Here is a 22,892-nt window from a genome sequence, read left to right as displayed (position 1 = left end):
TTAGAACTTTAATCCGTTTTCACGTGCGCCCTCTGCGAGTTCCTTGACTCTGCCGTGGTAGAGGTAGCCGCCTCTGTCGAAAACTACTTCGCTGATACCCTTATCAGCTGCGTTCTTAGCGATCATCTCGCCGACCTTGCGAGCACCCTCAACGTTGCCGCCGTTGCCCTCAAAGCCCTTATCCATGCTTGATGCAGAAGCAAGAGTAACGCCGTTTACATCATCGATGAGCTGAGCATAGATGTGCTTTGTTGAACGGAACACATTGAGACGGGGACGCTCGGGAGTTCCTGAGATCTTTGCACGAACTCTGCGGTGTCTCTTTAATCTTGCCTTATTGCTGTCAAATTTCTTTATCATAGCAATTTGCTCCTTCTAATTACTTCTTACCCTTACCAGCTTTACCTTCCTTGCGGATGATATGCTCGCCTTCGTATCTGATACCCTTGCCCTTGTATGGCTCAGGTGGACGCTTTTCGCGTATTTCAGCTGCAAACTGACCTACAGCCTGCTTGTCGATACCGTTTACGACGATCTTGTTTGGCTGAGGAACTTCAAGCTTGATAGCGTCTGTATCCTCAAATACAACAGGATGTGAAAAACCAAGGCTAAGTGTTACCTTGTTGCCGCTCTTTGCTGCACGGTAGCCGACACCCTCGATCTCGAGAGTCTTTGAATATCCGTTTGTTACACCCTCAACCATGTTGTGGATGAGTGTTCTTGTAAGACCGTGGAGTGAACGAAGACGCTTGTCATCGTTTGGTCTTGTTACTGTTACAGTGCCGTTCTCGACCTCAATGCCGAGCTCCTGGCTGAACTGTCTTGAAAGCTGACCCTTAGGTCCCTTTACAGTGATAAGATTGTTTTCGTTCTTTATCTCTACACCTGCAGGAACGCTGATGGGCATTTTACCGATTCTTGACATGATCAGTTTCCTCCTTACCAGATGTATGCGAGGACTTCGCCGCCGACATTGAGCTCTCTTGCCTTCTTGTCAGTTACGATTCCCTTTGATGTTGAAACGATTGCGATACCAAGGCCTTTTCTTACCTTTGGCATATCTGCGCAGCTTGAATAGATACGCAGACCTGGCTTAGAAACTCTTCTAAGGCCTGTTATAACGGGAGACTTGTTGTCGCCGTATTTAAGCGTGATCCTGATAACACCCTGCTTTCCGTCTTCGATGAGCTGGAAGCCCTTTACATAGCCCTCATCTACGAGGATCTGTGTGATGTCCTTCTTTACTCTTGAAGCGGGAACGTCAACAGTGGCGTGCTTTGCAGTATTCGCATTGCGAATTCTTGTTAAAAGATCAGCGATTGTATCAGTTATCTGCATGCCGAATGACCTCCTTCTTGTATTTTACCAGCTTGCCTTTTTAACACCAGGAATCTGACCGTCGTGTGCAAGCTCTCTGAAACAGATACGGCAGATGCCGAACTTTCTGAGATATGCGTGCGGTCTGCCACAGATCTTACATCTGTTGTAAGCTCTTGTGGAATACTTGGGAGTTCTCTGCTGCTTATTGATCATTGCCTTCTTAGCCATTTCTATTCCTCCCTGATTACTTGATGAACGGAGCGCCCATAAGTGAAAGGAGCTCTCTTGCCTCTTCATCAGTCTGTGCTGTTGTGATGAAGTTTATATCCATACCTCTTACCTTGTCGATCTTATCGTACTCGATCTCAGGGAAGATAAGCTGTTCCTTGATACCTGTGGAATAGTTGCCCTTGCCGTCGAATGAGTTTGCGCTGATTCCTCTGAAGTCACGTACACGTGGGAACGCAACGTTGAAGAGCTTGTTTACGAACTCATACATTCTCTCGCCTCTGAGAGTTACTTTAACGCCGATTGGCATACCCTCACGAAGCTTGAAGTTAGCAATTGACTTCTTTGCGCGGCAGATTACAGGCTTCTGACCTGTGATTGCTGCGAGATCGGTCATGATAGCATCGATGACCTTTGCGTTGTCCTTTGCTTCACCTGCGCCGACATTGATGATTACCTTGTCGAGCTTTGGGATCTGCATAACACTCTTATAGCCGAACTTCTTCATAAGTGCAGGAGCAACGTCGCTAACATAAAAATCCTTTAAACTTGCCATGTCGTTTCTCCTTTACTATTATTCAAAAGACTTTCCGCACTTCTTGCAAACGCGGAGCTTCTTGCCGTCCTCTTCTACGTGGCCAACTCTTGTGGGCTTGCCGCACTTAGGGCAAACGAGCTGTACCTTGCAAGCGTAAACGGGAGCCTCAGTCTTGATGATGCCGCCCTTTTCGCCCATTCTTGTAGGCTTTACGTGCTTTGTGATCATGTTGATTCCCTCAACGATGACCTTGTTCTCCTTAGGGCTTACTTCTACGACCTTACCTGTCTTTCTGTCGCCCTTGCTGTCGAACTTATCCTCGTACTTGCCGGTGAGAAGGATTACAGTGTCACCGGTTTTAACGTGTAAATTATTCATAATCGAATGACACCTCCATTAAAGAACTTCAGGGGCAAGGCTGAGGATCTTTGTGTACTCCTTTTCACGGAGCTCCTTAGCAACAGGTCCGAAAATACGGGTACCCTTTGGGTTCTTGTCTTCCTTAATAATTACAGCAGCGTTCTCATCGAAGCGGATGTAAGTACCGTCCTCTCTTCTGAGACCCTTTGCTGAACGAACGATAACTGCCTTTACAACATCGCCCTTCTTTACAACGCCTCCGGGTGTTGCTTTCTTAACTGAAGCAACTACTACATCGCCGATATTTGCATATCTTCTGCGTGTACCTCCCAGAACTCTGATACACATAAGCTCCTTAGCGCCTGTGTTATCAGCGACTTTAAGATAAGTCTGCATCTGTATCACAGCGAGTTCCTCCTTTCAAGCTTTAAGCTTCTATCAAAATTACTTAGCCTTTTCAATGATATTTGTTACACGCCATCTCTTATCCTTGGAAAGCGGACGTGTTTCCATAACCTCAACGCGGTCACCGATTCTGCACTCATTGTTTTCATCGTGAGCCTTAAGCTTAACGGTACGCTTGATGATCTTCTTATAAAGCGGGTGTTTAACGTTATCAACGATAGCAACTACGACGGTTTTATCCATCTTATCGCTTACAACCTTACCTACTCTTGTTTTTCTAAGGTTTCTCTCAGTAGACATTAGCTAAATCCTCCCTTTCTTACTGCTGTGCAGCAAGCTCTGCCTCACGCAGAGATGTCTTGATGCGTGCAATATCCTTCTTTACAGCCTTGAGTCTTGCTGTATTATCAAGCTGATTGATTGCCAGCTGGAAACGGAGAGCGAAGAGCTCTTCCTTGAGGCTGGCGAGCTTCTCGTTGAGCTCGTCAACTGACATTTCTCTGATTTCTGATGCCTTCATTACTGCTCAACCTCCTGCTCTGCTTTACTTACGAACTTACACTTGATAGGAAGCTTGTGCATAGCGAGACGCATAGCTTCTCTTGCAGTTTCCTCAGCAACGCCCTTGATCTCGAAAAGAACACGGCCCGGCTTAACTACTGCTACCCAGTACTCAGGAGCACCCTTACCGGAACCCATTCGTACTTCTGCTGGTTTCTTGGTTACTGGCTTGTCAGGGAATATCTTGATCCAAACCTGACCGCCTCTCTTGATATAACGTGTCATAGCGATACGGGCAGACTCGATCTGGTTGGATGTGATCCAAGCAGGCTCAAGTGCCTGAATACCGTAATCACCGTATGCAACAAAGTTGCCTCTTGATGCCTTACCCTTCATGCGTCCTCTGTGGACTCTGCGGTATTTAACTCTCTTTGGAAGCAGCATTACTGGTTACCTCCTTCTCTTTTAGCGTCACGATTGAAATTTCTGTTTCCGCCTCTTCTGTTTCCGTCACGCTTGTCGTCACGGCGGCGTCTGTCATTATTTCTTGTATCGTTCTTTCTCTCGAGCTTCTCTCTCTGAGCAGCAGCCTTAGCAGCATCGCCCTTGAGAACCTCGCCCTTATAGATCCAAACCTTTACGCCAAGCTTTCCGTATGTTGTATCAGCCTCAGCGAAACCGTAGTCGATATCAGCACGGATAGTCTGGAGCGGGATTGTACCCTCGTGGTAGCTCTCGCTTCTTGCGATCTCGGCACCGGCAAGTCTGCCTGAAACCTTGACCTTGATACCCTTTGCGCCAAGACGCATTGTTCTGCCGATTGACTGCTTCATAGCTCTTCTGAAAGATACTCTGTTCTCGAGGTCGAGAGCGATCTTTTCAGCAACGAGCTGGCTGTCCATATCAGGCTGCTTAACTTCAATGATGTTGATGAAAACCTGCTTGTTCATCATCTTCTCGAGCTGTGCTCTGAGCTTCTCGATCTCTGCGCCGCCTCTGCCGATTACGATACCTGGCTTAGCGCAGTGGATGTGGATTCTGACCTTATCAGCAAAACGCTCGATCTCGATTCTTGGAACACCTGCTGCATACAGGCTCTTCTTGATGTAGTTACGAACGTTGTAATCCTCTACGAGGGCATTGCCGAAATCAGACTTGTTTGCATACCAACGAGAATCCCAATCCTTTATAACGCCGACACGAAGACCGTGTGGATTAACTTTCTGGCCCATTATTCAAACCTCCTTGGGATTATTCTTTTTCCTTAAGAACTACTGTGATGTGTGAAGTTCTCTTTAAAATTCTATATGCTCTGCCCTGTGCTCTCGGCATGATTCTCTTCATGATAGGTCCTGGAGTAACGAAGCACTCTGAAACCACGAGATTATCCTTGTCCATGCTGAAGTTGTTTTCAGCGTTTGCCTGAGCGGACTTAACAAGCTTTGCAACGATAGGACTTGCAGCCTTAGGAGTAAGATCTAAAGTAGCTAAAGCGAGATCAACAGGCTTGTTTCTGATAAGATCCAGTACGATCTGCACCTTTCTGGGTGATATACGAGCATTTCTTAAATAAGCTCTTGCTTCCATCTCTGAGCTCCTCCTTCCGCTTATTTCTTACCGTTGTTAGATGTCTTTGAGCCTGCGTGGCCCTTGTAAGTTCTTGTAGGAGCAAACTCGCCGAGCTTGTGACCTACCATATCCTCTGTTACATATACAGGAACGTGCTTACGACCGTCATGTACAGCGAATGTGTGACCAACGAAGTCAGGGAAGATTGTAGATGAACGGCTCCATGTCTTGAGAACCTTCTTCTCGCCTGCTTCATTCATTGCAACGACCCTCTTCAGGAGAACTTCCTGGACATAAGGTCCCTTTTTGATGCTTCTGCTCATTTAATCAGTTCCTCCTTTCAGATTACTTGCCGTTGCGGCGCTTTACGATGAACTTGTCAGTTCTGTGATGCTTCTTACGTGTCTTGTATCCGAGTGCTGGCTTGCCCCAAGGAGTAACAGGTCCTGGACGTCCTACAGGTGACTTACCTTCACCACCACCGTGTGGGTGATCGCATGGGTTCATGACAGAACCACGTACAGTAGGTCTCCAGCCCATGTTTCTTACACGACCAGCCTTACCGTAGTTAACGTTCTCGTGATCGATATTTGAAACCTGACCGATAGCAGCCTTACAATTGATTGGAACCTTTCTCATCTCGCCGGAAGGAAGTCTTACGAGAGCGTATGTGTCTTCCTTGCCCATGAGCTGAGCCTGGTTGCCTGCGCTTCTTACGAGCTGAGCGCCCTTGCCTGGGTAAAGCTCGATAGCGTGGATAAATGTACCAACTGGGATATCAGCGAGCTTGAGTGCGTTGCCTGGCTTGATATCAGCCTCAGAGCCTGACTCGACCTTATCGCCGACCTTTAAGCCGTTTGGTGCGAGGATATATCTCTTCTCACCGTCCTCGTACTCAACGAGTGCGATGAATGCGCTTCTGTTCGGATCGTACTCAAGAGTCTTAACGACAGCGATCATGTTGTCCTTGTCTCTCTTGAAGTCGATTACACGGTACTTTCTTCTGTTACCGCCGCCTCTGTGGCGAACTGTGATTCTGCCGTAGCTGTTTCTTCCCGACTTCTTCTTCATTGGTTCGAGAAGGCTCTTCTCCGGCTCAACCTTTGACAGAACCGAGTAGTCAGTTACAGTCATCTGACGTCTCGAAGGTGTCGTAGGCTTATAAGTCTTTATAGCCATTTCAATTTCTCCTTTAATGCATTTTTTGCGGGAGCATTACTCCCATAACTCTCTTACTTATTTAATAAGGGGATCAAACCATACCCTCGAAGAACTCGATAGCCTTTGAATCCTCTGTAAGAGTGATGATAGCCTTCTTCCAGTCAGATGTCTTGCCGACATATCTTCCGACTCTCTTTGTGCGTCCGAGGCAGTTCATTGTGTTTACCTTAGCTACCTCAACGCCGAAGAGCTGCTCAACAGCCTTCTTTATTTCGGACTTGTTAGCGTCCTTAGCTACCTTAAAGGTGTACTTTCCTGTCTGAAGATCGTCCATAGACTTTTCAGTGATAACGGGCTTCAGAATGATATCCTGAGCTGCTTTCATTATGCGTACACCTCCTCGATCTTGCCTACTGCATTCTTAACAACGATGAACTTGTCATAGTTGAGAATGTCGTATACATTAAGTGTATTTACAGCAGCAGTCTTAACACCTGGGATGTTAGCTGCGCTCTTGATTACCTTTGAATCTGCCTCAGCTGTAACGATGAGAGCCTTACCCTCAACGCCGAGAGCCTTGAGCATATCAACAACAGTCTTTGTCTTGTAGTCCTCAAGTGTGAGAGCGTCAAGAACGATCATGTTGTTATCGATCACCTTTGTAGAAAGAGCAGACTTCATTGCGAGTCTCTTTACCTTCTTGTTAAGTGAGTAGCTGTAATCTCTGGGCTTAGGACCAAGAGCGATTCCTCCGTGTACCCACTGAGGAGCACGGATAGAGCCCTGTCTTGCATGGCCTGTACCCTTCTGTCTCCAAGGCTTTCTGCCGCCGCCGCTTACTTCAGTTCTTGTAAGTGTGGACTGTGTGCCCTGTCTCTGGTTTGCGAGGTAATTAACAACTGCAGCGTGCATAACGCCTTCGTTGGGAGTGATTCCGAAGATCTCGTCGTTAAGCTCTGTCTCGGAAACCTGCTTACCTGTCATATCAAATACTGAAATTGTAGACATATACGCTTCCTCCTTCCTTAAGCCTTAACGCTGTCAACGATATAAACGATGCCGCCCTTAGGACCTGGGATAGCACCCTTGATAGCGATGAGATTGTTTTCAACGTCTATTTTAACGATCTCGAGATTCTGTACAGTTACCTGCTCAGCACCCATGTGACCAGCCATGCCCTTGCCCTTGTAGATTCTTGAAGGAGAAGAACAAGCGCCCATTGAACCAGCCTGTCTGTGTACAGGGCCGGTACCGTGAGTTTCCTTGAGTCTGTGCTGATTGTGGCGCTTGATAGCACCAGCGAATCCCTTACCTTTGCTTGTGCCGACAACGTCGATAGCGTCGCCAACAGCAAATGTATCAGCCTTGATGATGTCGCCTACGTTAAGAGCGTCGCAGTCTGCAAGTCTGAACTCCTTGAGCTCCTTCTTGCAAGCAACGTCAGCCTTGTCGAAGTGACCCTTCATAGGCTTGTTTACTCTCTGTACCTTAACGTCGCCGTAGCCCAGCTGAAGTGCTGCATAACCGTCGTTCTCTACAGTTTTCTTCTGTACAACGACACATGGGCCGGCTTCAACAACTGTTACAGGAACAACTTTTCCTGCTTCGTCGAAGATCTGAGTCATACCGATCTTCTTACCGATAATGCCTTTCTGCATTTTCATTTCCTCCTGTTAGGTTATTGGTTGATGATTTACACATCAACGTGACCGACGGTTCACCGTCATTCCGCTTCCCGAGCGGTAGTTTCAAGCGTAATATCTGTTAATTACTTAACCTCCATAACAACGTCTACGCCTGCGGGGATCTCAAGCTTGTCAAGAGCAGCTGTAGTCTTGTCTGTAGGACGGATAACGTCTACGAGTCTCTTGTGAGTTCTCATCTCGAACTGCTCACGGCTGTCCTTGTACTTGTGTACAGCTCTAAGGATAGTAACAACTTCCTTATCTGTAGGGAGCGGGATAGGTCCTGAAACTCTTGCACCGCTTCTCTTAGCCGCCTCTACGATCTTAGCTGCTGCAATATCAACAGTAGCGTGATCGTAACCCTTGATCTTGAATCTGATCTTTTCGTTGACTGCCATTTATTTCGCCTCCTTGGAATTAATTACGGGGACGCAGATTGGAATATCACACGTTTCCGTGTGTTTCATGCTTCATCTGATAAAAAAACTCGAAAAACTGGTGTTTTCCGAGCGGTCTTAGCATAATATGAGCACAAAAAGAGCATAACTCACGCATACGCAAGCTGCGTGAATCATAACCACAAACTGTGTTCGATATCCCATTCGCCCGGTTTAAAATCGGACATACTCCACGGAAATTACCTGCCATACCGACAGCAACCTTCCGCTTCAACGCATATCTTCGTGCAGTCAGTGCGCATTTCAGCGCACTCAACGTAATCAATTATATCACATATATAGGGATAAATCAACAGTTTGAAGAAATTGTATTTGTAAATTTTTAATGAACGATAATTTTCTTTTAACAATATATCATAAACAGCTCCCGCGGAGAACTCTTATCCGCAGGAGCTGCTCATATTTAGCTTCCGAATATGGATTTCAGCACCGTGAGCACGGTATCGCCCACCTTCTGTGAGTCGACCACTTCCATAGCCTTATCGGGGCAGTCGGTGATGATATTGTCCACGCCCAAAGCCATCATTTTCTGCATTTCGCCCTGCCTGTCTACTGTCCAGACGAAAACGCGCTTTCCGTGATGATGAGCGGTATTCACAACGCTCTGATTCACGAACAGGTAATTCATGCTCACCGCGTCAATGTAGGGCAGCTGCGCATATGAAGTCGCCGTAGCAAGATTTGCGATAAACGCCGTTTTTATCTTGGGGTTGAGCTGCTTCACCTTTTTCAGCGCAGGATACGAGAACGAGGTGATATAGCAGGAATCGACCACGCCGTATTCCTCTATGAGCGCCACCGTCTTTTCGGCAGTAGCCTTTGGATTGCCTGACTTCTTTATCTCGATGTTCAGCATTATGTCGTCCCCTGTGAGCTCCAGCACCTCCGAAAGGAGCGGTATCTGCACATCGTCGAATGTATCGTCCTTGCCGAACCATTTTCCTGCGGACAGCCTTGTGAGCTCAGCATAGGTGTGGTCCTTCACGTAGCCCTTTCCGTCGGTAGTTCTGTCCAGCTTGTCATCGTGTATGACTACCAGTTCCCCGTCCTTTGTGAGCTGAACGTCCAGCTCTATGAAGTCCGCGCCGCAGTCCAGAGCCGCCTGAAATGCAGGCATGGTATTCTCGGGAGCCTTTCTCGAAAAGCCTCTGTGCGCCGTCACATGAGTACGGGTGATTATGCCCACGTTAAGATTGATATTTCCGCGGTACAGCGCCTTGAAGTAGGACAGATTCATAACGACGGACGCCGCAAGGAGCACAGCCGCAACAGCAGCCTTTCCGCCCCTGTGGAGCTTCTGCTCGTTTGAGTCGGGGAAGTTGAGCTTCTCCTCTTTTTCGTCCACAAGGAAGCGCTCGGTCAGCCACCACATAACCGCAGGAGCCGAGAAAAACGCAGATACTGCTGTGAACACGCTGAATGCATAGCGAAGCACCTTTAATGCCGATTTGAATGCCGCATTAGGAGCCGAAAAGCCCTTTATGATAAAAATAACGATAAAGCTAAGGCCGAATGTGATGAGTCCTATGAGAAGCACAACTGAGATGCTCCACAGGAACAGCGAGAATATCATTTTGAAACGCTGTCCGCTCATTTTCTCCTTGCTCTTCTTCACGCATTCGCTGAATGATTTTGGGGTAAGTATCAGATAATGTATGCTGTAGCAGGAGCTTATCATCAGTATGATGAACAGAAGCTGCACCAGTATATAAGCCGCCACAGCCGCCTTGCCGCTGACGGAATAGAATATCCTCCGCATAAGGGGCATGAGAGGCGCCATGAACATACCAGAGGACAGCGAGAACTGTGCCAGAGGCATTACCGCCATATAAGCCAGAAAGGCAAGCATACCCGAGCCCTTGAACACCCTTGCAAAGGACTTCAGTCCCGTCCTGAACATACCGCCTGCCCAGATACGCTTTTTTCTGCTGTAGCAAGAAAAGCAGGCGGCAAGAGCCGAAAGCTCCACAAAGGAGAAAAAGGCAAAGGCAAAGAGCATCATTATTATAACGATGATAGTTGAAGGGTGCTTTAAATAGGTAAGCAGGTTCTCATCGTTGAGATAGGTAACACCTGCCAGCTTCATGGTCATTTTAAGGAGCATAGCCAGTATCGGCGTACCTATCGCCAGAAGCAGGAGCTTAAAGAGCAGTTCGAATATCAGGAAGTGGGGCATCGCTCTCAGAAATACTCCTGTAGATCGTATTATCTTTTTCATTGCAGACTCCGAATTACAGCGGCAGTCTCCTGCCGCATGGATATACTTAAATTATACGCGTCAAACAGCCGCTTGTCAATAAAATATCCGCCTTTCAGCCGAAAGACGGATATATTTTTTACATGGAAGATATATAAATTACCAAATGCCCGATTCAGCCCACGATTCCCGAGCGTTCTATGCCCTCTGTGAAGTGCTTTTGCAGGAAAACATACATCAGCAGCACGGGAGCTATACTCAGCAGACAGCCTGCCTCTTTCCATACTATCTGCTCTCTGTCGCTTATCTGTACCGTAGGATCGTCGAAAAGGGTGGCTTTCAGCTCGTTGTCCAGATTTGACAGCATGATAGCTATGGTCTTGGTGTTGGTGAAGAATGTACTGCTCACATAATAGTCGTTCCAGTACCACACCACCGAAAACAGGAACACCGTCAGGAACGCCGAAGCCGCATTGGGCACCATTACCCTCACGAATGTCATGAAAGGTCCGCAGCCGTCGATATACGCCGCGTCCTCCAGCTCTCTGGGCATACCCTTGAAGAACTGGCGGAATATGAGTATCATAAGTCCTGCACGAATACCGTTGGCGGTCATCGCAGGGAGATACATGGTCAGCTTGGTGTCGATGAGATTCAGTGAGAACAAGCCCTTTATACCAAAGTATCGGAACTGTGTATACAGCGGCAGGGATATTACCTGATGAGGTACAAGTATCATCATTATAACGATACCGAAAAGGAGCTTCTTTCCCCTGAACTTGAATCTTGCAAAGCCGTAGCCCGTTACTGCGCAGGATATGACCTGAAACAGCGAGCAGCCGATATTCAGCAGCAGAGTAGTTCCCAGAGTCTCCCAGTAGTCCATAGCGTCGAGAGTCTCTGTGATGACGTCAAAGGTATAATGACGTGGTATCCACATTACCGTGGGATCGCTCATATCCGCTTTTTCACGGAATGCACAGCTTATCATATATATAAGGGGATACATGATGACGAAGCCCAGTCCGAAGAGTATCACGAAACGAAATACCTTCCATATCCTTTTTTGCAGGGCGAGTCTCAGGAGATATCTTCTCTCCCCTGTGGACAGATCCTTCATTCTCTCCTGCTTCAAAGCCCTTTTGCTGAGCTTACGAGGCTCTGCGGTATCAGTCTTTACTGCTTCTTCTGCCATAATTACCGCCTCCTCAGTCGTTCTCATAGTAGATATATTTTCTGACCATGCCTGTTACGACGCCTATAGCCGCAAGCACGATAACGAAATATATCCACGCCATTGAAGCCGCCTCGCCGAAGTCGAACTGACTTCTCATGGCTGAGATGCGTCCCATTACATCATTCATGGGATTTGTGAATGAATCAATTACCGTGAATATGAGATTCGCCAGTATATAAGGTCCCACATAGGGGAACGTTATCTTCCAGAAGTACTCCCAAGCCGTAGCTCCCTCCATAGTCGCCGCCTCCTTTGCCGAGGGCGGTATGGTCTGCAAAGCCGCAAGAAACAGGAGTATCTGAATGCCCGAACTCCATACTATGCCGAAAACGTTGTCCGCCACAGCAGTGATGAACGTGCTCATGCTGTCGCTTAGACCGTAAATGCCGAGAAACTGCATAAGCTCACCCACCAGATTCGTGGAGAACATGGTAGAGAACTGCGCCGCGCCCGAGTTGCCCGTAGAGTCCATATCGCCGCTGATTATCCTGTACACAGGACCTGTAGCGATTATGACGGGCAGGAAGAATACCGCTCTTGCAAGAGCTCTGCCACGGAATTTCTGATTCAGTATGACCGCGATAAACAGCGAGAATATCAGTATCAGCGGCGTTTTCCAGAGAGTCTCAAGAAGCACCTTGCCCAGATATTCCGTATAGTAGGGATCCTCGCCGATGACCTTGAAGTAGTTATCCACGCCTATGAATCGGGTATTGACAGCTCCAGGCTCTATAGACACCTTTGAAAAGGAGTACCACAGTGACTTCCCCAGAGGTATCAGAAAGAACAGTACCGTTCCCACCAGCCAAAGACTTATAAATCCGTAGCCGTACAGGGCTTTTCGCCGCTCATAGGACAGACCGCGGCGCTTTTTTGCGGTCTTAGCCGAAGCCTGCGTTTTATCGCTCATAATGTCAGCGCTCTCCTTTCTCCTTGTTTCTGCCAAGCTCTATTACAGAGCCGTTATATCTCACGGTCATGGCTCCAAGGTCGGCAGTTACCACCGTGCCGTTTGAAAACTCGGTGGTGATGATGTCGTCTTTCTGCTCATACCCCGTGATGAAGCTGTCCGAGACTGCACTGAGGAGAGGCGCAAGAAGCCTGTAATCCTCTGCGGCAGTATCCGTCCAGCCCTTATAGTTTGCGTAGTACAGCCCGTCAAGGTCGGTATCCTTGAGCCGGCTGGTCTCCTCGTATATCATGTCGTAGCTTATATTGCTGCCCGTAGCCGCCGACATGAGCAGTGCCCTTTCGGGATCGGGACTTCCGTTGACAGCCGCCGCAGAATAGGGTATGACTCCGTGGAGGACTATCTGATAGAATGGTATATCCTCGTCAAAAAGGTCAAACCTGCTTGAAGTCTCGGGAACTCCCGTGATATGGCTTACATATGGCAGAGCATAGGCATTCGCACCGTCTGCAAGTATGCCGCCGCTGAGCTTCTCGTCAAGCTTTGCATAGCCCTCGGTAAGGAGCTTCTCAGCCTTTGCACGTGAAATGCTCTTTTTGCCGTAGTCGCCGTACAGTGAAGCCGTCAGATTTACGGGAGCAGCGCCGCTGAGGCCTGCCTTGGAGTAGTTTTCAGCGATATCGCTGAATATCTCGGGATAATAGCTTGGAGACAGCAGGGACAGATTCTTTCTGAATCCGTCGGGGACTCCGTAAGCCTTGTCATAGCTGACGATACGGGAATATGAGCCCGAAACCCTCACAGACGTATCCGAGAATGAGTAATAGCCGTTGCCCGAGCGGAAATCCCTGTTGTCGGACACGGGATAGAGGCTGTAGCCGCTGTCGTTTATAAGGTCGGTGAGCGCCCTGAAATCGCTTTTGCCGCCCAGCTTGCCCGAGGGCTTGCCGTCGGTGTCCACCTTGTTCTTCATGCCGTCGTTGGTCCAGTTATTGTAGGATACCACCATATCCCCAACGCCGCCGTCCCTGAGACTGCCGATTATCTCAGCCGCCTGTCCGTAGTCGGTAACGGAGGTCTTCAGAGAAACAGGTATGCCAAGCACGGGCTTTTTCTTCATAACGCCGCCGTAAAGGTCAAGATACAGGGGCGCACTGTCAGCCTTGCTGCGAATCTTCACGCCCTGCTCGTCAAGGAGATACTGCCTGTAGCGCTCTGCTATGTCAACGTAGTCCGCACCCTTTTTGGAGATAGGATAGTACAGCATCTCGATATCGTCGGACTTGATGGCTCCGCTCTCGAAAACCGTGTATTTATCGCGGTTGTTGCCCGACATATAGAAGCTGTCGGTGCCGCGGAGAATGAACGTGAAATTGCAGATGTTGTAGCTGCTGTTGGACTGCTTTGACACATTCGCCGTAAGATAGGCGTTGGAGTCCCCCTTTGCCGCAACTGCAAGGAGAGCGTTGTCCTCCTTGACTATGCCGTAAACGGGAATATATATCTGCTCGGAGACTGCTCCCCTGTTCTGGGGCACAGCCGTAACGTCAGCGCCGTAAACACGCTGCTGATAGATATTGTTCTGCAAGGTGCGCTGATTATTGAAGCGCACAAGAGCTCCGCTGCCGTCGGGTATGACGAAATAGCCCTCCTCCTTGTCGGAAGCTGCACCGAAGCTGCCGAGTACCGTCATTTCCGTGGCGATATTGGCGGGATTGGTCTCCTGTATCTCCGAGACCTTGACGCTTGCGCGGAGGTGGTCGTCCTCCAAGGTGTACTCAACGGGAACTTTGAAGCCTGCCCCCGTGTAGCTGTACATCACGCGGATACCGTTGGGGATATCGCTGACCGTAAATGTGCAGTCAGTCTCGCTGCCCGAGCGGAGCATATTATTGCCCGAGCGGCTCAGCGGTACGCCGTATCTCAGCATATTTGAAGAGCGCAGCTCGTCTGCAAGAAGCCCCGTAGCAAGCCTGTCCTGTGAAGCCTCCAGCGGTGATGACCACCAGATATAGCCTGTTTCCTTGTTTTCAATGCCGAAAATGGCTGTCCTGTCGTCAATTAGCATACGGAAGCTGTCGTTTTCAGCTCCGCGGCGGAAAGCGCCGAGAAAGTGCTTTTTGTCGGCTGTGAGCCACGCAAAGCTGCCGCTTTCGGACTTATAGACGGCTTTGCCGTCCTCTTTGCCGTCGTATTCAAATATCTCGTCGGGACGCTTCATGTCCTTTCGCAGGAGCTCCAGCGTCTTGCCGTCAGCAGATATGAATGCATATCTGCTGTCAAGAGTGGAAACAGCCTGACGAAGCCTTATAACCTTGGTCTCGTCCTTATCGGTGATGACAAAGAACCTGCCTGCGTCGCTTACCCAGAGCTTGCCCTCGTCGCAGCCGTTTCCGTTTTTGAAAGAAGCCGCAGCCTGCCCTGTTTTCGTATCTATCGCCACAAGCCTGCCCAGCTTTTTCAGCTCGGCTATCTTGTCCGCAAGGAGCTTCTGCTCCTCGGTGTAGTCCTTTTTGCTCTTGGGCTTGCCGCCTGCGGCGTCCCAGAGCTTATCCTCTAACTTTTCTTCCCTGATGTACACGTCGAAGCCGTCGGCGGAGCCTATCTTCCTGAGATACTTTTCCGCATCCTCGGCGGAAAGCTCCGCCTTTTCAACGGCTTCATAGCGCTTCGCCTTTTCAGGCTCCGCGCCCTTATCGGCGGCTAAAGCCGCCTGTGGGGCAGCTTCGCTGCCCTCGCTGTCCGCATAAACGCTGCCCGATACCGTCAGTGACGATACTGCCAGAAGGCATAAAAGCAGCTTTTTCGATATTCTTCCCATAGCCTTATACCTTTGCCCTGTAGGAAAGCTCCGTGTAAACGGTGGATATGAAGATGAATATCTGCTGTATCAGTGACATAAAGAGAACCAGCAGGAACAGCATTATGAACATCGCCGCCAGAGTAAAAGCTATAGCAAGCACGGTCTTTTTGAAGCTGTACTGATGCACAGACTTTATGGCTGAAAACAGAAGTATCGCCGTCCAGCCAACGCCGATGAGCTCTATTATCTGCATGAACACGTACTCGTCCCGTATAAGGAAATGTGAGAGTATGACGTTCAGGTACATCTGCACCACATAGGGTATCAGCGCATAGGCGCTGTAAACGCAGATATTCCGCAGAGTTCCCTCGCCGTCAAGGAGAGTGCACACCGACCAGTTGCCTATCACCCATGCCCCGAAGAGCACGAAGCTCCGCACGATATACGGTACGATATTGAAGGTCTTGTCGTAGCTTATATAAAACTGAAAGCCGTAGAGCCTGCCGTGGGCTATCTCGCCGAAAAACAGGAGAACGATGATGAGCAGGGCTATTTTCAGCGAGCCTGCCTTTTTCCAGCGCATATCCTCGAAGCCCTCAACAGGGTGAGTCACCGCGTGTCTTACCCACTGCTTCTGAGTAAGCTCCATCATAGCTGCTCCGCCTCCTTTTTCTCAGTCTTTATCGCAGTTCTGCGCTTTTTTCTGTATTTTCCGACAGCTGTAAGTCCGCCTATGCCAAGCACCAGCACAGCCGCTATAGCTGTGAAGTTCTCTTTAAGGAACTCCCTGCGCCTGCCCTCGAAAGCCTTGTTGTATATGTCCCCTGCGTCCGCAAGCTTAGCGTACTTCATAGCGCCCTTGTAGTCGCCCTTTCGCAGAAGCGCCGAAGCTACGCCCACATAGGCTCTGCGGTAGTTTCCGTCACGTTTTAGGACCTCCTGCCACGGTCCGAGAGCTTCTTCGTAGTAGCCGCCGTTATAAAGCGAAGCCGCTTCGTGGACAACGCTTCCGAATGAGGTCTCCCTGAATACGGTTATGGTATCCTTTGAGGAGTCAAGGACGTACAGCTTATCGCCGCAGGACTCCACAGCCGCCGCATGGTCGAAGCCGCCTGTCTGCTTTGCGACAGCTCCCGTAATGAAAAGAAGATTGCACTCCTCATCGTACTGGAAAACCCTGCCGGTTGTAAAATCAAGGCAGTTTATACAGCCGTCCTCGGAAATATCTATATCCACCATGGACGGCGAGAACATCTTGTTCTGCGTTGCGTCGTAAACGGGCTTATAGTCGCCGAAATAGAGCTCCTTATCGGCAAAAATGTTCTTTCCTGCCGCATTGAGCTTCTTGACGGTGTCAGTTTTCTGAGTTGTGGACGAGGTACAGGTAAATATGAAATCCCCGTCCATATCGAAGCTTGTGATTCCCGAGGGAACTGTTCTTTTTCGGTTGGCTTTCTTCTCGTCGGACATGAAAAGTCCGCGGAAATGGTCGCTGACTATCTTAGCGGTGGGCTCAACACGGTTTGCTCCGTAAAAGCCCATAAATTCGCCCTCTGGGGAGAACATAGCGGCTCCCGTGGTGATATTGCCGAGGACTGTATAAACGTTGCCTGCCTTGTCCGCAACCACGCGCTGAGGCAGAAAAGTACGCTTCTGGTCATAGACATCGTTCTGAGGCTTTGTCATCTCCTGCTGAACATTGCCCTCCATGTCCGAAACAAGGATACGGGAGTTTTCAGTGTCCGCAATATAGATAAGCCCCTTTTCTGCCGAAACATAGACTCCCATAGGCTGTTTGAGGACAGTCTCGGAACCGTCGGGCATGGTAAACCTGTCATAAATACGCTCAGCGCCGCCGAAGTCCTTATCGGTGACAACTATGCGGTTATTGCCTGTATCCGCGATATACAGCAGTCCATCGCTGTCAAAGAAGATATCGCACGGACTGTCGAAAGCTCCAACGCCGAGGTCAATGCCCGAGACAGTCCCATCGGGAAGATAGCCTGCCTGTGAGGGGATAGCGTCTCCCCAGCGGTCATAGTTGTAGCTTTCATAGGGAGCGCCCTCGGCGGCTGCCGAGGATACGCCGAGAGAAGCAAGTGCAGCAAATGCAGCCATAGCCATGATACATCTTTTCAGTTTTGACTTCATTTGCTTCACTTCCTTTCTGTTCAACCGTTATAACTTGCCGAACCAATGAACGGGATTCCAAAGGGACTGTGTTCCTTTGGCAGAGTCCAGAGGCGGCGCCTCTGGTGGGGAGTGGGGCAAAGCCCCGCAGTTACGAAGGCGCTCCGCAAGGGTGAATCCCGAAAACAATCCGGTGAATTGTTTTCGGGAGAGGGACGCCCTGCAAGAGAGGGCGTCCCTTAACGGGCGGATAATATCCGCCCCTACATACGGTCATTTATAATTATTTCACAAGACACGGGCGGCGGAACGCCGCCCCTACTAATCACTGATCACTATGCACTAATCACTCTTTAATACCCGAATGTGCCATAGTTTCGATGACCTGACGCTGTGCCAGCATGAATATGAGTATCGGCGGTATCAGCAGGAACACCGCTGCCGCCATGGCAACGCCTGCTCGCGCAAGTCCCGAGGCAGCTGCCTGCGAAACTACCGTAGGCAGAGTCTTATACTGCTCCTTGAGAACTACCGAGCCAGTCTGGATATTCCATGCGCCCTGAAATGCGAATATTATCAATGTCATGAGGGCAGGCTTCTGGTTTGGCATTACTATCTGCCAGCATATGCGGAAAAGTCCTGCTCCGTCCACCTTTGCAGCTTCTATCATGGCGTCGGGCACCTGACTTATGGACTGCCGCATGAGGAAAAGTCCCATAGGCGACGCCACCGCAGGGAATATCAGCGCCATATAGGTGTCTATCATGTGGAGCTTCGCCATTACGATGTACTGCATTATGTAGATGACGCTGCTCTGATAAAGGAGCGCCACTACAATTATTCCGTTTATGAGCTTGCTGCCGGGGAATTTGCACTTTGCCAGCACAAATGCCGCCATTGACGAGAAAAAGCACTGTAATACCGTTACCGCCGCCGTTACGAACACGCTGTTGAACACATAGCGCGAGAACGGCACTCGGTTCTGTCGGAGCACTCTGAACATATCGCTGAAATTGTCAAGAGTAGGTCTTACGGCGTAAAGCTTGGGCGGGAACACAAAAAGCTCCTCCACAGGCTTTATTGACATTACCACCGTGAGATATATGGGCAGAGCCATGAAAAGTCCGAGGACGGTCAGTATTATAAATATGAACACACTGCCGCCTATTTTTCTGCCTGCCTGTCTGTTTGAAGCACGAAGCTTCGCTGTATCTACATTCGCCAAAGCTTCGCCCCCTTAGTCCATATATTTACCCAGCACCTTGGCTATGAGCTTGTTGCAGAGGAACATTGCAATGAAAAGTATCATGCATATTGCCGAAGCATAGCCCATTTCAAAGCGCTGCCAGCCGTAGTCGAAGGCGTGAGTCATTATAGTATGAGCCTTGTAGTCCGTACTCGGGAAGCCCACAAGATTCTGTGCAACTGTGCCTGCGGTAAAGGAGCTGACTATCTGCATTACCGCCGCAAACATTAGCTGAGGTCCCATTGAGGGGATAACGATGTAAATGAGCTCCTGCCATTTTGTGCGAATGCCCTCGATAGCCGCCGCCTCGTACATGGAGCGGTCTATGTTCTGGAATCCTGCACGAAGCGCAAGGAATCCTGCTCCGAGAGATATCCACAGCTGTACCACTATGGTGACTCCGAGGACGTAGCGTCCGTCAGTGAGCCACTGTATGGGCTTTGTGATGAAGCCCAGATTTATAAGGAAAGAGTTTGCATAGCCGTTCATATCGCCGCTGAAGATGAGCTGCCAGACGGTATACACATTCGCCATTGAGGGCGCGTAGAATATAAGCGTGAATATGGCTTTCAGCTTGGGGTTCATCTCGTTGATGAGCCATGCCAGCAGGAAACACAGCACATAGCTGACAGGTCCTGTGAGCAGGGCGAAAACGATAGTTACCCTTATGGAGCGTATGAAAATCTTGTCTGAAAGGAAAAGCGTGGTGAAGTTGGAAAGTCCCACGAACTTAGGCGGTCTTACCATGTCGAAGTCCGTAAATCCCATAGGCAGGGACATAAGCACGGGCACTACCGTGAACACGATGAAAAATATCATAAAGGGAGCTATCATGCCGTAACAGGCTTTATTGCGCTTGATATCGCGCCAAAGCTCACCTTTTCTGCCCTTTGGGGACTCCTTTGCATTGACTGCCATTTTCTCACACTCCTTTCGCAAATCATAATTTTGCTATGCAGAATTATGATTTAGTTTAGAGTTGAGAGTTTAGAGTTGACAGTTGAGGTGCCGCCTGCGGCGACAATAGAACACATTAACTCTCAACTCTCCACTTTCAACTCTCAACTTATTCAAGTCCGAGGTTTTTACGTTTTCTCGTGATCTCGTCGTTTATGTCCCTGTTGTACCAGATAAGGGTATCACGGGGATTTTTCTGCTCGTTTATGGTTTCTCTGAACGCATTCATTATATTGCGCGTAACTGCGTATGAAGCAGGAGTTACAGGTATCTCCGCAAGCTCATTCTGCTGTGCACGGAGCCTTGACAGCTCGTCCTTTGACCACGAGAGCTGTCCCAGCGCTTCAACATTGGCAGTATCGAAACGTCCCATAGTTCCGAGAAGTCCCTCTATTTGCGCCGCATACTGCACCTGAGTATCCGTATCCGTGAACCATTTCACGTACTTCCACGCGTTGTCCTTGTTTTTCACCTTATTGAATATGATAGCTCCTGCGCCGTTTGAATTTGCCGCATGGGACAGAGTTCCGTCCGCCCTTGCAGTTGCAGGCACGGGACAGAAGTCCCACAAGCCGTTTATCTCGGGCGAAGCCGCCGTAAGCTGATTGAAAAACGTATAATTTGCAATAACTATGGGATATTCGCCTGTTCGGAATCGGCTGAACGCGTCGTAGGTCTGCTCGAAGCTGTACTTTGTATAGAAGTCCGTCCACTCCTCAAAAGACTGCACTGCTTCTACCGAATCAAAGGCGGACGCTGTCTGTCCCTCGTTGTAGTAGTTCAGCCCCTTTTGCAGCATGAGCAGGGCAAAGGTATGACCTGTCTCCGTTGCAGGAGAGATATTATTGGGCGGCAGCACAAGTCCCACGGACATATAATTTCTCTGCAATGCAGGCAGCATATCCCTGAGCTCGTCCCATGTCTCGGGAGGCGAGGTATAGCCAAGCTCCGTGAGGACATCGGTGCGGTAGAACATCATGGGGAATGACTGACTTATGGGCAGTCCGTAACAGCCGCCGTTATATGTGTACTGCGTAGTGGCATTGGGCTGGAAACGCCCCTTTACCTCGTCAAAGTCCTCGAACTGCGACATATCAACAAGCATATCCCTTACGGCAAGGTTCACGGGGAACTCGCCGCCAAGAAACAGCGCTACATCAGGACCTTTCCCTGCAAGTGAAGCCTCGACCACACCGCCTGTGACAAGGTTCACGGAAACAGGTATGCCTGTTTCCTGCATGAACTGGTTCTCGGTCATCTCCTTGACCACCTGCGCCTGATCGCGTCCCAGCGATACCCAGACGTTTATAGCCTCCTCGCCCGTGACGTCGGAAAGTGTAGTGTAGTCCTCGAAAAACGAGCCGATAAAGGCGTCAACGCCGAATTTCAGGGACTTGCCAAGCTTCTCGTCGCAGCTTGTGAAGCTCCTGTCCGCAGTTGCGAACTCGATATAGTCTATTTCAAGAGGCTGGTCACGGTTATCTCTCAGCCAAGCTGACAAAGCGGCGCTGCCGTCCTTTATCTGGGAGAGATAATCGGGTATCCTCAGAGGCTTTTTCACGCATTTTTCAAGGATTACCGCCATATTTTCAAGGGCAGCCGCCTCAGAGCCCTTTGAACCGCCGAGAGCTTCTATTCCCTGCTGAACGTTTCTCAGGTCTATGGACAGGATATCGAACACATCGACAAGCTCTGGTATCTTCTCGTGCACATAATAATCGGTGTATTTATCGGGATTGGGACCTGTTATCATCAGCACCTTGCGGTAATAGATATTCAGCTGTTTTACCACGTTTTCAAGGCTTCGGAGGTACTCTCCGATATCTCCCGTAACAGCCTCCATTGATATGGTATGGGCTCTTCCGCCCTCAAGCCATACATAAATGTCGTCACTGCCGCTTCTGGGGCTGACCACTGACCAGTCCGTATCATAGCTGAACTTCACGCGGTCAAGCTCCTGACATGGCACATTCCCGTCGATATATATGCGCCTGTTGGAGTCAAAGCCGCGTATCTGGTCCTGACGGGCTTTTATTCCTATTCTGTACCAGCCCCCTGCCCCGACCTTGTCCTCGGGTATCTCCCATGTTACGGTCTGGAGCGCCTTTTTCCAGCTGCCGCTGCCAAGAGTATTGTACACCATTTTCCGCGGATCGGAGGGCGATACAAGGTAGCTGCTGTTATCGTATGTAGGGTAAAGGGTGGCGTCGGATTTGTAAGCCGCGCTCTCGCCCTCTATTTTAAAGCTTGCAGAAGGAGTCCCCTCAACTGTCATGTCAGCTCCAACAGAAGCCGCATATTCGCTGTATGTGGGCAGCTTTTCGGGAGCTCTCAATGTAAAGCTCTCAATGGCGAGCTGCGCTCTCTCTGAAGTGAAGCTCAGCTCATGTCTGCCCTCTTCAAGATAAACGAACAGGGGCTCGCTGAAAAGTCCGTCCACGTCCCCGAAAAAGCAGTCCTGCCACATGGTACGCTGTACCTGTGTGGGGCGAACCTGATTTCCGCGTATATCCGTGTAGATATCGCGCTCGTTTACCCATACACGGCTCAGCTTCAGCCTTGAAGCCGTATCATAGGGCTGTATGCCGTCTATCGTCATTTTCAGCTCTATATCCGAGCTTGTGGATATCATGGGGCAGTAGCTTGTCTCTATGCAGTATTTTCCTGCCTCTCTGACCTCAAATTCGTAGGTCACTTCGCCCTCGGCACTGTTCCAGAGAAGCACATCGCTTCGGCTCTCTCCGCTGTCGTCGGTGAAGCTTCCTGTGGTGATATCGCCGTTTTCGGCAGTTTTGAAGTCCGCGGCGCTGATGAATATCTCCCTTTGAGAGCTCGGCTTGTCGGAATGCATATCGTAATACTCGCTGTAGGACAGCACTTTCTCGTCGGGAGCTTCTATATTATAATAGTCCCTTGCCATAGCCGCCACAGTCTCTGCGGACACTGTTTTTTCGGCAGCAATAGCCGAAGCTGAGCCCATAGACGCCTGTGCTCCCACAAAAAGCGCAAAAGCTCCTGCGGCAAACCTGCGCAATGACCTGTTCATCTCCGACCTCACCACCTTTTATACAAATAAAAATGCGCAGATAATGCGCACCGACAGTTCTGCCGCTGACTTGGCGGACTGTACATATTCTTCAAAAATCAGTATAGCAAATTTATAGTACAATGTCAAGAAAATGGCTGT

The 22,892-nt window shown here is 49.4% G+C and carries 27 protein-coding genes; all 27 read right to left on the bottom strand.

What is annotated here, in order from left to right; translation table 11 throughout:
* Positions 1-360, bottom strand: a complete 360-nt coding sequence (rplR, locus tag T497_RS0102860) for a 50S ribosomal protein L18 (RefSeq protein WP_024860940.1) — start codon at positions 358-360, stop codon at positions 1-3.
* Between the two features lie 19 nt (positions 361-379).
* Entirely contained in the window at positions 380-925 is a 546-nt protein-coding gene (gene rplF / locus T497_RS0102855) for a 50S ribosomal protein L6 (protein ID WP_028514315.1), read from the bottom strand.
* A 14-nt stretch (positions 926-939) separates the two neighbouring features.
* Positions 940-1,338: a 30S ribosomal protein S8 gene (gene rpsH / locus T497_RS0102850; RefSeq protein ID WP_019680111.1), complete on the bottom strand. Its 399-nt coding sequence runs from the start codon at positions 1,336-1,338 to the stop codon at positions 940-942.
* 24 nt (positions 1,339-1,362) lie between these two features.
* Positions 1,363-1,548, bottom strand: coding sequence for a type Z 30S ribosomal protein S14 (locus T497_RS0102845; protein WP_009984979.1), 186 nt, complete (start codon positions 1,546-1,548; stop codon positions 1,363-1,365).
* A gap of 16 nt (positions 1,549-1,564) precedes the next feature.
* A complete protein-coding gene (rplE, locus tag T497_RS0102840) occupies positions 1,565-2,104 on the bottom strand; it encodes a 50S ribosomal protein L5 (RefSeq protein WP_024860942.1) in 540 nt (179 codons plus the stop codon).
* Positions 2,105-2,122: 18 nt separating this feature from the next.
* Positions 2,123-2,464 carry a 50S ribosomal protein L24 gene (gene rplX, locus T497_RS0102835; protein ID WP_028514314.1) on the bottom strand — a complete coding sequence of 114 codons (342 nt, stop codon included), beginning with the start codon at positions 2,462-2,464 and terminating at the stop codon, positions 2,123-2,125.
* Positions 2,465-2,482: 18 nt separating this feature from the next.
* Positions 2,483-2,851: a 50S ribosomal protein L14 gene (rplN, locus tag T497_RS0102830; protein WP_009984984.1), complete on the bottom strand. Its 369-nt coding sequence runs from the start codon at positions 2,849-2,851 to the stop codon at positions 2,483-2,485.
* Between the two features lie 39 nt (positions 2,852-2,890).
* On the bottom strand, positions 2,891-3,151 hold the full coding sequence (rpsQ, locus tag T497_RS0102825) for a 30S ribosomal protein S17 (RefSeq protein WP_019680108.1): 261 nt from the start codon (positions 3,149-3,151) through the stop codon (positions 2,891-2,893).
* A 19-nt stretch (positions 3,152-3,170) separates the two neighbouring features.
* Positions 3,171-3,371, bottom strand: a complete 201-nt coding sequence (gene rpmC / locus T497_RS0102820; protein WP_019680107.1) for a 50S ribosomal protein L29 — start codon at positions 3,369-3,371, stop codon at positions 3,171-3,173.
* Positions 3,371-3,796, bottom strand: a complete 426-nt coding sequence (gene rplP / locus T497_RS0102815; RefSeq protein WP_028514313.1) for a 50S ribosomal protein L16 — start codon at positions 3,794-3,796, stop codon at positions 3,371-3,373. The genes rpmC and rplP overlap by 1 nt, the downstream gene beginning before the upstream one ends.
* The gene (gene rpsC, locus T497_RS0102810; protein ID WP_028514312.1) at positions 3,796-4,584 is read right to left on the bottom strand and encodes a 30S ribosomal protein S3; all 789 of its coding nucleotides are present in this window, start codon (positions 4,582-4,584) and stop codon (positions 3,796-3,798) included. The genes rplP and rpsC overlap by 1 nt, the downstream gene beginning before the upstream one ends.
* Positions 4,585-4,603: 19 nt before the next feature.
* Positions 4,604-4,939 (bottom strand): 50S ribosomal protein L22, encoded by a 336-nt coding sequence (rplV, locus tag T497_RS0102805; RefSeq protein ID WP_019680104.1) that lies wholly within the window; start codon positions 4,937-4,939, stop codon positions 4,604-4,606.
* A gap of 20 nt (positions 4,940-4,959) precedes the next feature.
* A complete protein-coding gene (rpsS, locus tag T497_RS0102800) occupies positions 4,960-5,244 on the bottom strand; it encodes a 30S ribosomal protein S19 (protein WP_009984992.1) in 285 nt (94 codons plus the stop codon).
* A gap of 22 nt (positions 5,245-5,266) precedes the next feature.
* Complete coding sequence (rplB, locus tag T497_RS0102795) at positions 5,267-6,100, bottom strand: 50S ribosomal protein L2 (RefSeq protein WP_028514311.1); 834 nt, start codon at positions 6,098-6,100, stop codon at positions 5,267-5,269.
* 73 nt (positions 6,101-6,173) lie between these two features.
* The gene (rplW, locus tag T497_RS0102790; protein WP_028514310.1) at positions 6,174-6,467 is read right to left on the bottom strand and encodes a 50S ribosomal protein L23; all 294 of its coding nucleotides are present in this window, start codon (positions 6,465-6,467) and stop codon (positions 6,174-6,176) included.
* Complete coding sequence (gene rplD / locus T497_RS0102785) at positions 6,467-7,090, bottom strand: 50S ribosomal protein L4 (protein ID WP_028514309.1); 624 nt, start codon at positions 7,088-7,090, stop codon at positions 6,467-6,469. The genes rplW and rplD overlap by 1 nt, the downstream gene beginning before the upstream one ends.
* Before the next feature lie 17 nt (positions 7,091-7,107).
* Positions 7,108-7,740: a 50S ribosomal protein L3 gene (rplC, locus tag T497_RS0102780; protein ID WP_024860949.1), complete on the bottom strand. Its 633-nt coding sequence runs from the start codon at positions 7,738-7,740 to the stop codon at positions 7,108-7,110.
* Between the two features lie 110 nt (positions 7,741-7,850).
* Positions 7,851-8,165, bottom strand: coding sequence for a 30S ribosomal protein S10 (gene rpsJ, locus T497_RS0102775; RefSeq protein WP_009985001.1), 315 nt, complete (start codon positions 8,163-8,165; stop codon positions 7,851-7,853).
* Positions 8,166-8,628: 463 nt separating this feature from the next.
* Positions 8,629-10,443 (bottom strand): glycerophosphodiester phosphodiesterase family protein, encoded by a 1,815-nt coding sequence (locus T497_RS17270; protein ID WP_051530485.1) that lies wholly within the window; start codon positions 10,441-10,443, stop codon positions 8,629-8,631.
* A gap of 154 nt (positions 10,444-10,597) precedes the next feature.
* On the bottom strand, positions 10,598-11,617 hold the full coding sequence (locus tag T497_RS0102765; protein ID WP_028514308.1) for a carbohydrate ABC transporter permease: 1,020 nt from the start codon (positions 11,615-11,617) through the stop codon (positions 10,598-10,600).
* A gap of 13 nt (positions 11,618-11,630) precedes the next feature.
* Complete coding sequence (locus T497_RS0102760) at positions 11,631-12,569, bottom strand: carbohydrate ABC transporter permease (RefSeq protein ID WP_028514307.1); 939 nt, start codon at positions 12,567-12,569, stop codon at positions 11,631-11,633.
* A 4-nt stretch (positions 12,570-12,573) separates the two neighbouring features.
* Complete coding sequence (locus T497_RS0102755) at positions 12,574-15,390, bottom strand: DUF5696 domain-containing protein (protein ID WP_028514306.1); 2,817 nt, start codon at positions 15,388-15,390, stop codon at positions 12,574-12,576.
* Between the two features lie 4 nt (positions 15,391-15,394).
* Positions 15,395-16,024, bottom strand: a complete 630-nt coding sequence (locus T497_RS0102750; protein ID WP_028514305.1) for a Yip1 family protein — start codon at positions 16,022-16,024, stop codon at positions 15,395-15,397.
* Entirely contained in the window at positions 16,021-17,523 is a 1,503-nt protein-coding gene (locus tag T497_RS0102745; RefSeq protein WP_051530483.1) for a hypothetical protein, read from the bottom strand. The genes T497_RS0102750 and T497_RS0102745 overlap by 4 nt, the downstream gene beginning before the upstream one ends.
* A gap of 325 nt (positions 17,524-17,848) precedes the next feature.
* Entirely contained in the window at positions 17,849-18,727 is an 879-nt protein-coding gene (locus T497_RS0102740) for a carbohydrate ABC transporter permease (protein WP_028514303.1), read from the bottom strand.
* Between the two features lie 12 nt (positions 18,728-18,739).
* Complete coding sequence (locus T497_RS0102735; RefSeq protein WP_028514302.1) at positions 18,740-19,666, bottom strand: carbohydrate ABC transporter permease; 927 nt, start codon at positions 19,664-19,666, stop codon at positions 18,740-18,742.
* A gap of 148 nt (positions 19,667-19,814) precedes the next feature.
* Complete coding sequence (locus tag T497_RS0102730; protein ID WP_037324296.1) at positions 19,815-22,751, bottom strand: extracellular solute-binding protein; 2,937 nt, start codon at positions 22,749-22,751, stop codon at positions 19,815-19,817.
* Positions 22,752-22,892: the final 141 nt, after the last annotated feature.

The sequence above is a fragment of the Ruminococcus flavefaciens MA2007 genome, assembly GCF_000621845.1.
Classification (GTDB): domain Bacteria; phylum Bacillota; class Clostridia; order Oscillospirales; family Ruminococcaceae; genus Ruminococcus; species Ruminococcus flavefaciens_E.
The sequence above is the reverse complement of the archived record's forward strand: the minus strand, read 5'-3'. Positions and strand labels throughout refer to the sequence as shown.

Coding starts and splice junctions, on each gene's coding strand:
- rplR (WP_024860940.1), bottom strand. CDS start 360: ATGATAAAGAAATTTGACAGCAATAAGGCAAGATTAAAGAGACACCGC.
- rplF (WP_028514315.1), bottom strand. CDS start 925: ATGTCAAGAATCGGTAAAATGCCCATCAGCGTTCCTGCAGGTGTAGAG.
- rpsH (WP_019680111.1), bottom strand. CDS start 1,338: ATGCAGATAACTGATACAATCGCTGATCTTTTAACAAGAATTCGCAAT.
- T497_RS0102845 (WP_009984979.1), bottom strand. CDS start 1,548: ATGGCTAAGAAGGCAATGATCAATAAGCAGCAGAGAACTCCCAAGTAT.
- rplE (WP_024860942.1), bottom strand. CDS start 2,104: ATGGCAAGTTTAAAGGATTTTTATGTTAGCGACGTTGCTCCTGCACTT.
- rplX (WP_028514314.1), bottom strand. CDS start 2,464: ATGAATAATTTACACGTTAAAACCGGTGACACTGTAATCCTTCTCACC.
- rpsQ (WP_019680108.1), bottom strand. CDS start 3,151: ATGTCTACTGAGAGAAACCTTAGAAAAACAAGAGTAGGTAAGGTTGTA.
- rpmC (WP_019680107.1), bottom strand. CDS start 3,371: ATGAAGGCATCAGAAATCAGAGAAATGTCAGTTGACGAGCTCAACGAG.
- rplP (WP_028514313.1), bottom strand. CDS start 3,796: ATGCTGCTTCCAAAGAGAGTTAAATACCGCAGAGTCCACAGAGGACGC.
- rpsC (WP_028514312.1), bottom strand. CDS start 4,584: ATGGGCCAGAAAGTTAATCCACACGGTCTTCGTGTCGGCGTTATAAAG.
- rplV (WP_019680104.1), bottom strand. CDS start 4,939: ATGGAAGCAAGAGCTTATTTAAGAAATGCTCGTATATCACCCAGAAAG.
- rpsS (WP_009984992.1), bottom strand. CDS start 5,244: ATGAGCAGAAGCATCAAAAAGGGACCTTATGTCCAGGAAGTTCTCCTG.
- rplB (WP_028514311.1), bottom strand. CDS start 6,100: ATGGCTATAAAGACTTATAAGCCTACGACACCTTCGAGACGTCAGATG.
- rplW (WP_028514310.1), bottom strand. CDS start 6,467: ATGAAAGCAGCTCAGGATATCATTCTGAAGCCCGTTATCACTGAAAAG.
- rplD (WP_028514309.1), bottom strand. CDS start 7,090: ATGTCTACAATTTCAGTATTTGATATGACAGGTAAGCAGGTTTCCGAG.
- rplC (WP_024860949.1), bottom strand. CDS start 7,740: ATGCAGAAAGGCATTATCGGTAAGAAGATCGGTATGACTCAGATCTTC.
- rpsJ (WP_009985001.1), bottom strand. CDS start 8,165: ATGGCAGTCAACGAAAAGATCAGATTCAAGATCAAGGGTTACGATCAC.
- T497_RS17270 (WP_051530485.1), bottom strand. CDS start 10,443: ATGAAAAAGATAATACGATCTACAGGAGTATTTCTGAGAGCGATGCCC.
- T497_RS0102765 (WP_028514308.1), bottom strand. CDS start 11,617: ATGGCAGAAGAAGCAGTAAAGACTGATACCGCAGAGCCTCGTAAGCTC.
- T497_RS0102760 (WP_028514307.1), bottom strand. CDS start 12,569: ATGAGCGATAAAACGCAGGCTTCGGCTAAGACCGCAAAAAAGCGCCGC.
- T497_RS0102755 (WP_028514306.1), bottom strand. CDS start 15,390: ATGGGAAGAATATCGAAAAAGCTGCTTTTATGCCTTCTGGCAGTATCG.
- T497_RS0102750 (WP_028514305.1), bottom strand. CDS start 16,024: ATGATGGAGCTTACTCAGAAGCAGTGGGTAAGACACGCGGTGACTCAC.
- T497_RS0102745 (WP_051530483.1), bottom strand. CDS start 17,523: ATGAAGTCAAAACTGAAAAGATGTATCATGGCTATGGCTGCATTTGCT.
- T497_RS0102735 (WP_028514302.1), bottom strand. CDS start 19,666: ATGGCAGTCAATGCAAAGGAGTCCCCAAAGGGCAGAAAAGGTGAGCTT.
- T497_RS0102730 (WP_037324296.1), bottom strand. CDS start 22,751: ATGAACAGGTCATTGCGCAGGTTTGCCGCAGGAGCTTTTGCGCTTTTT.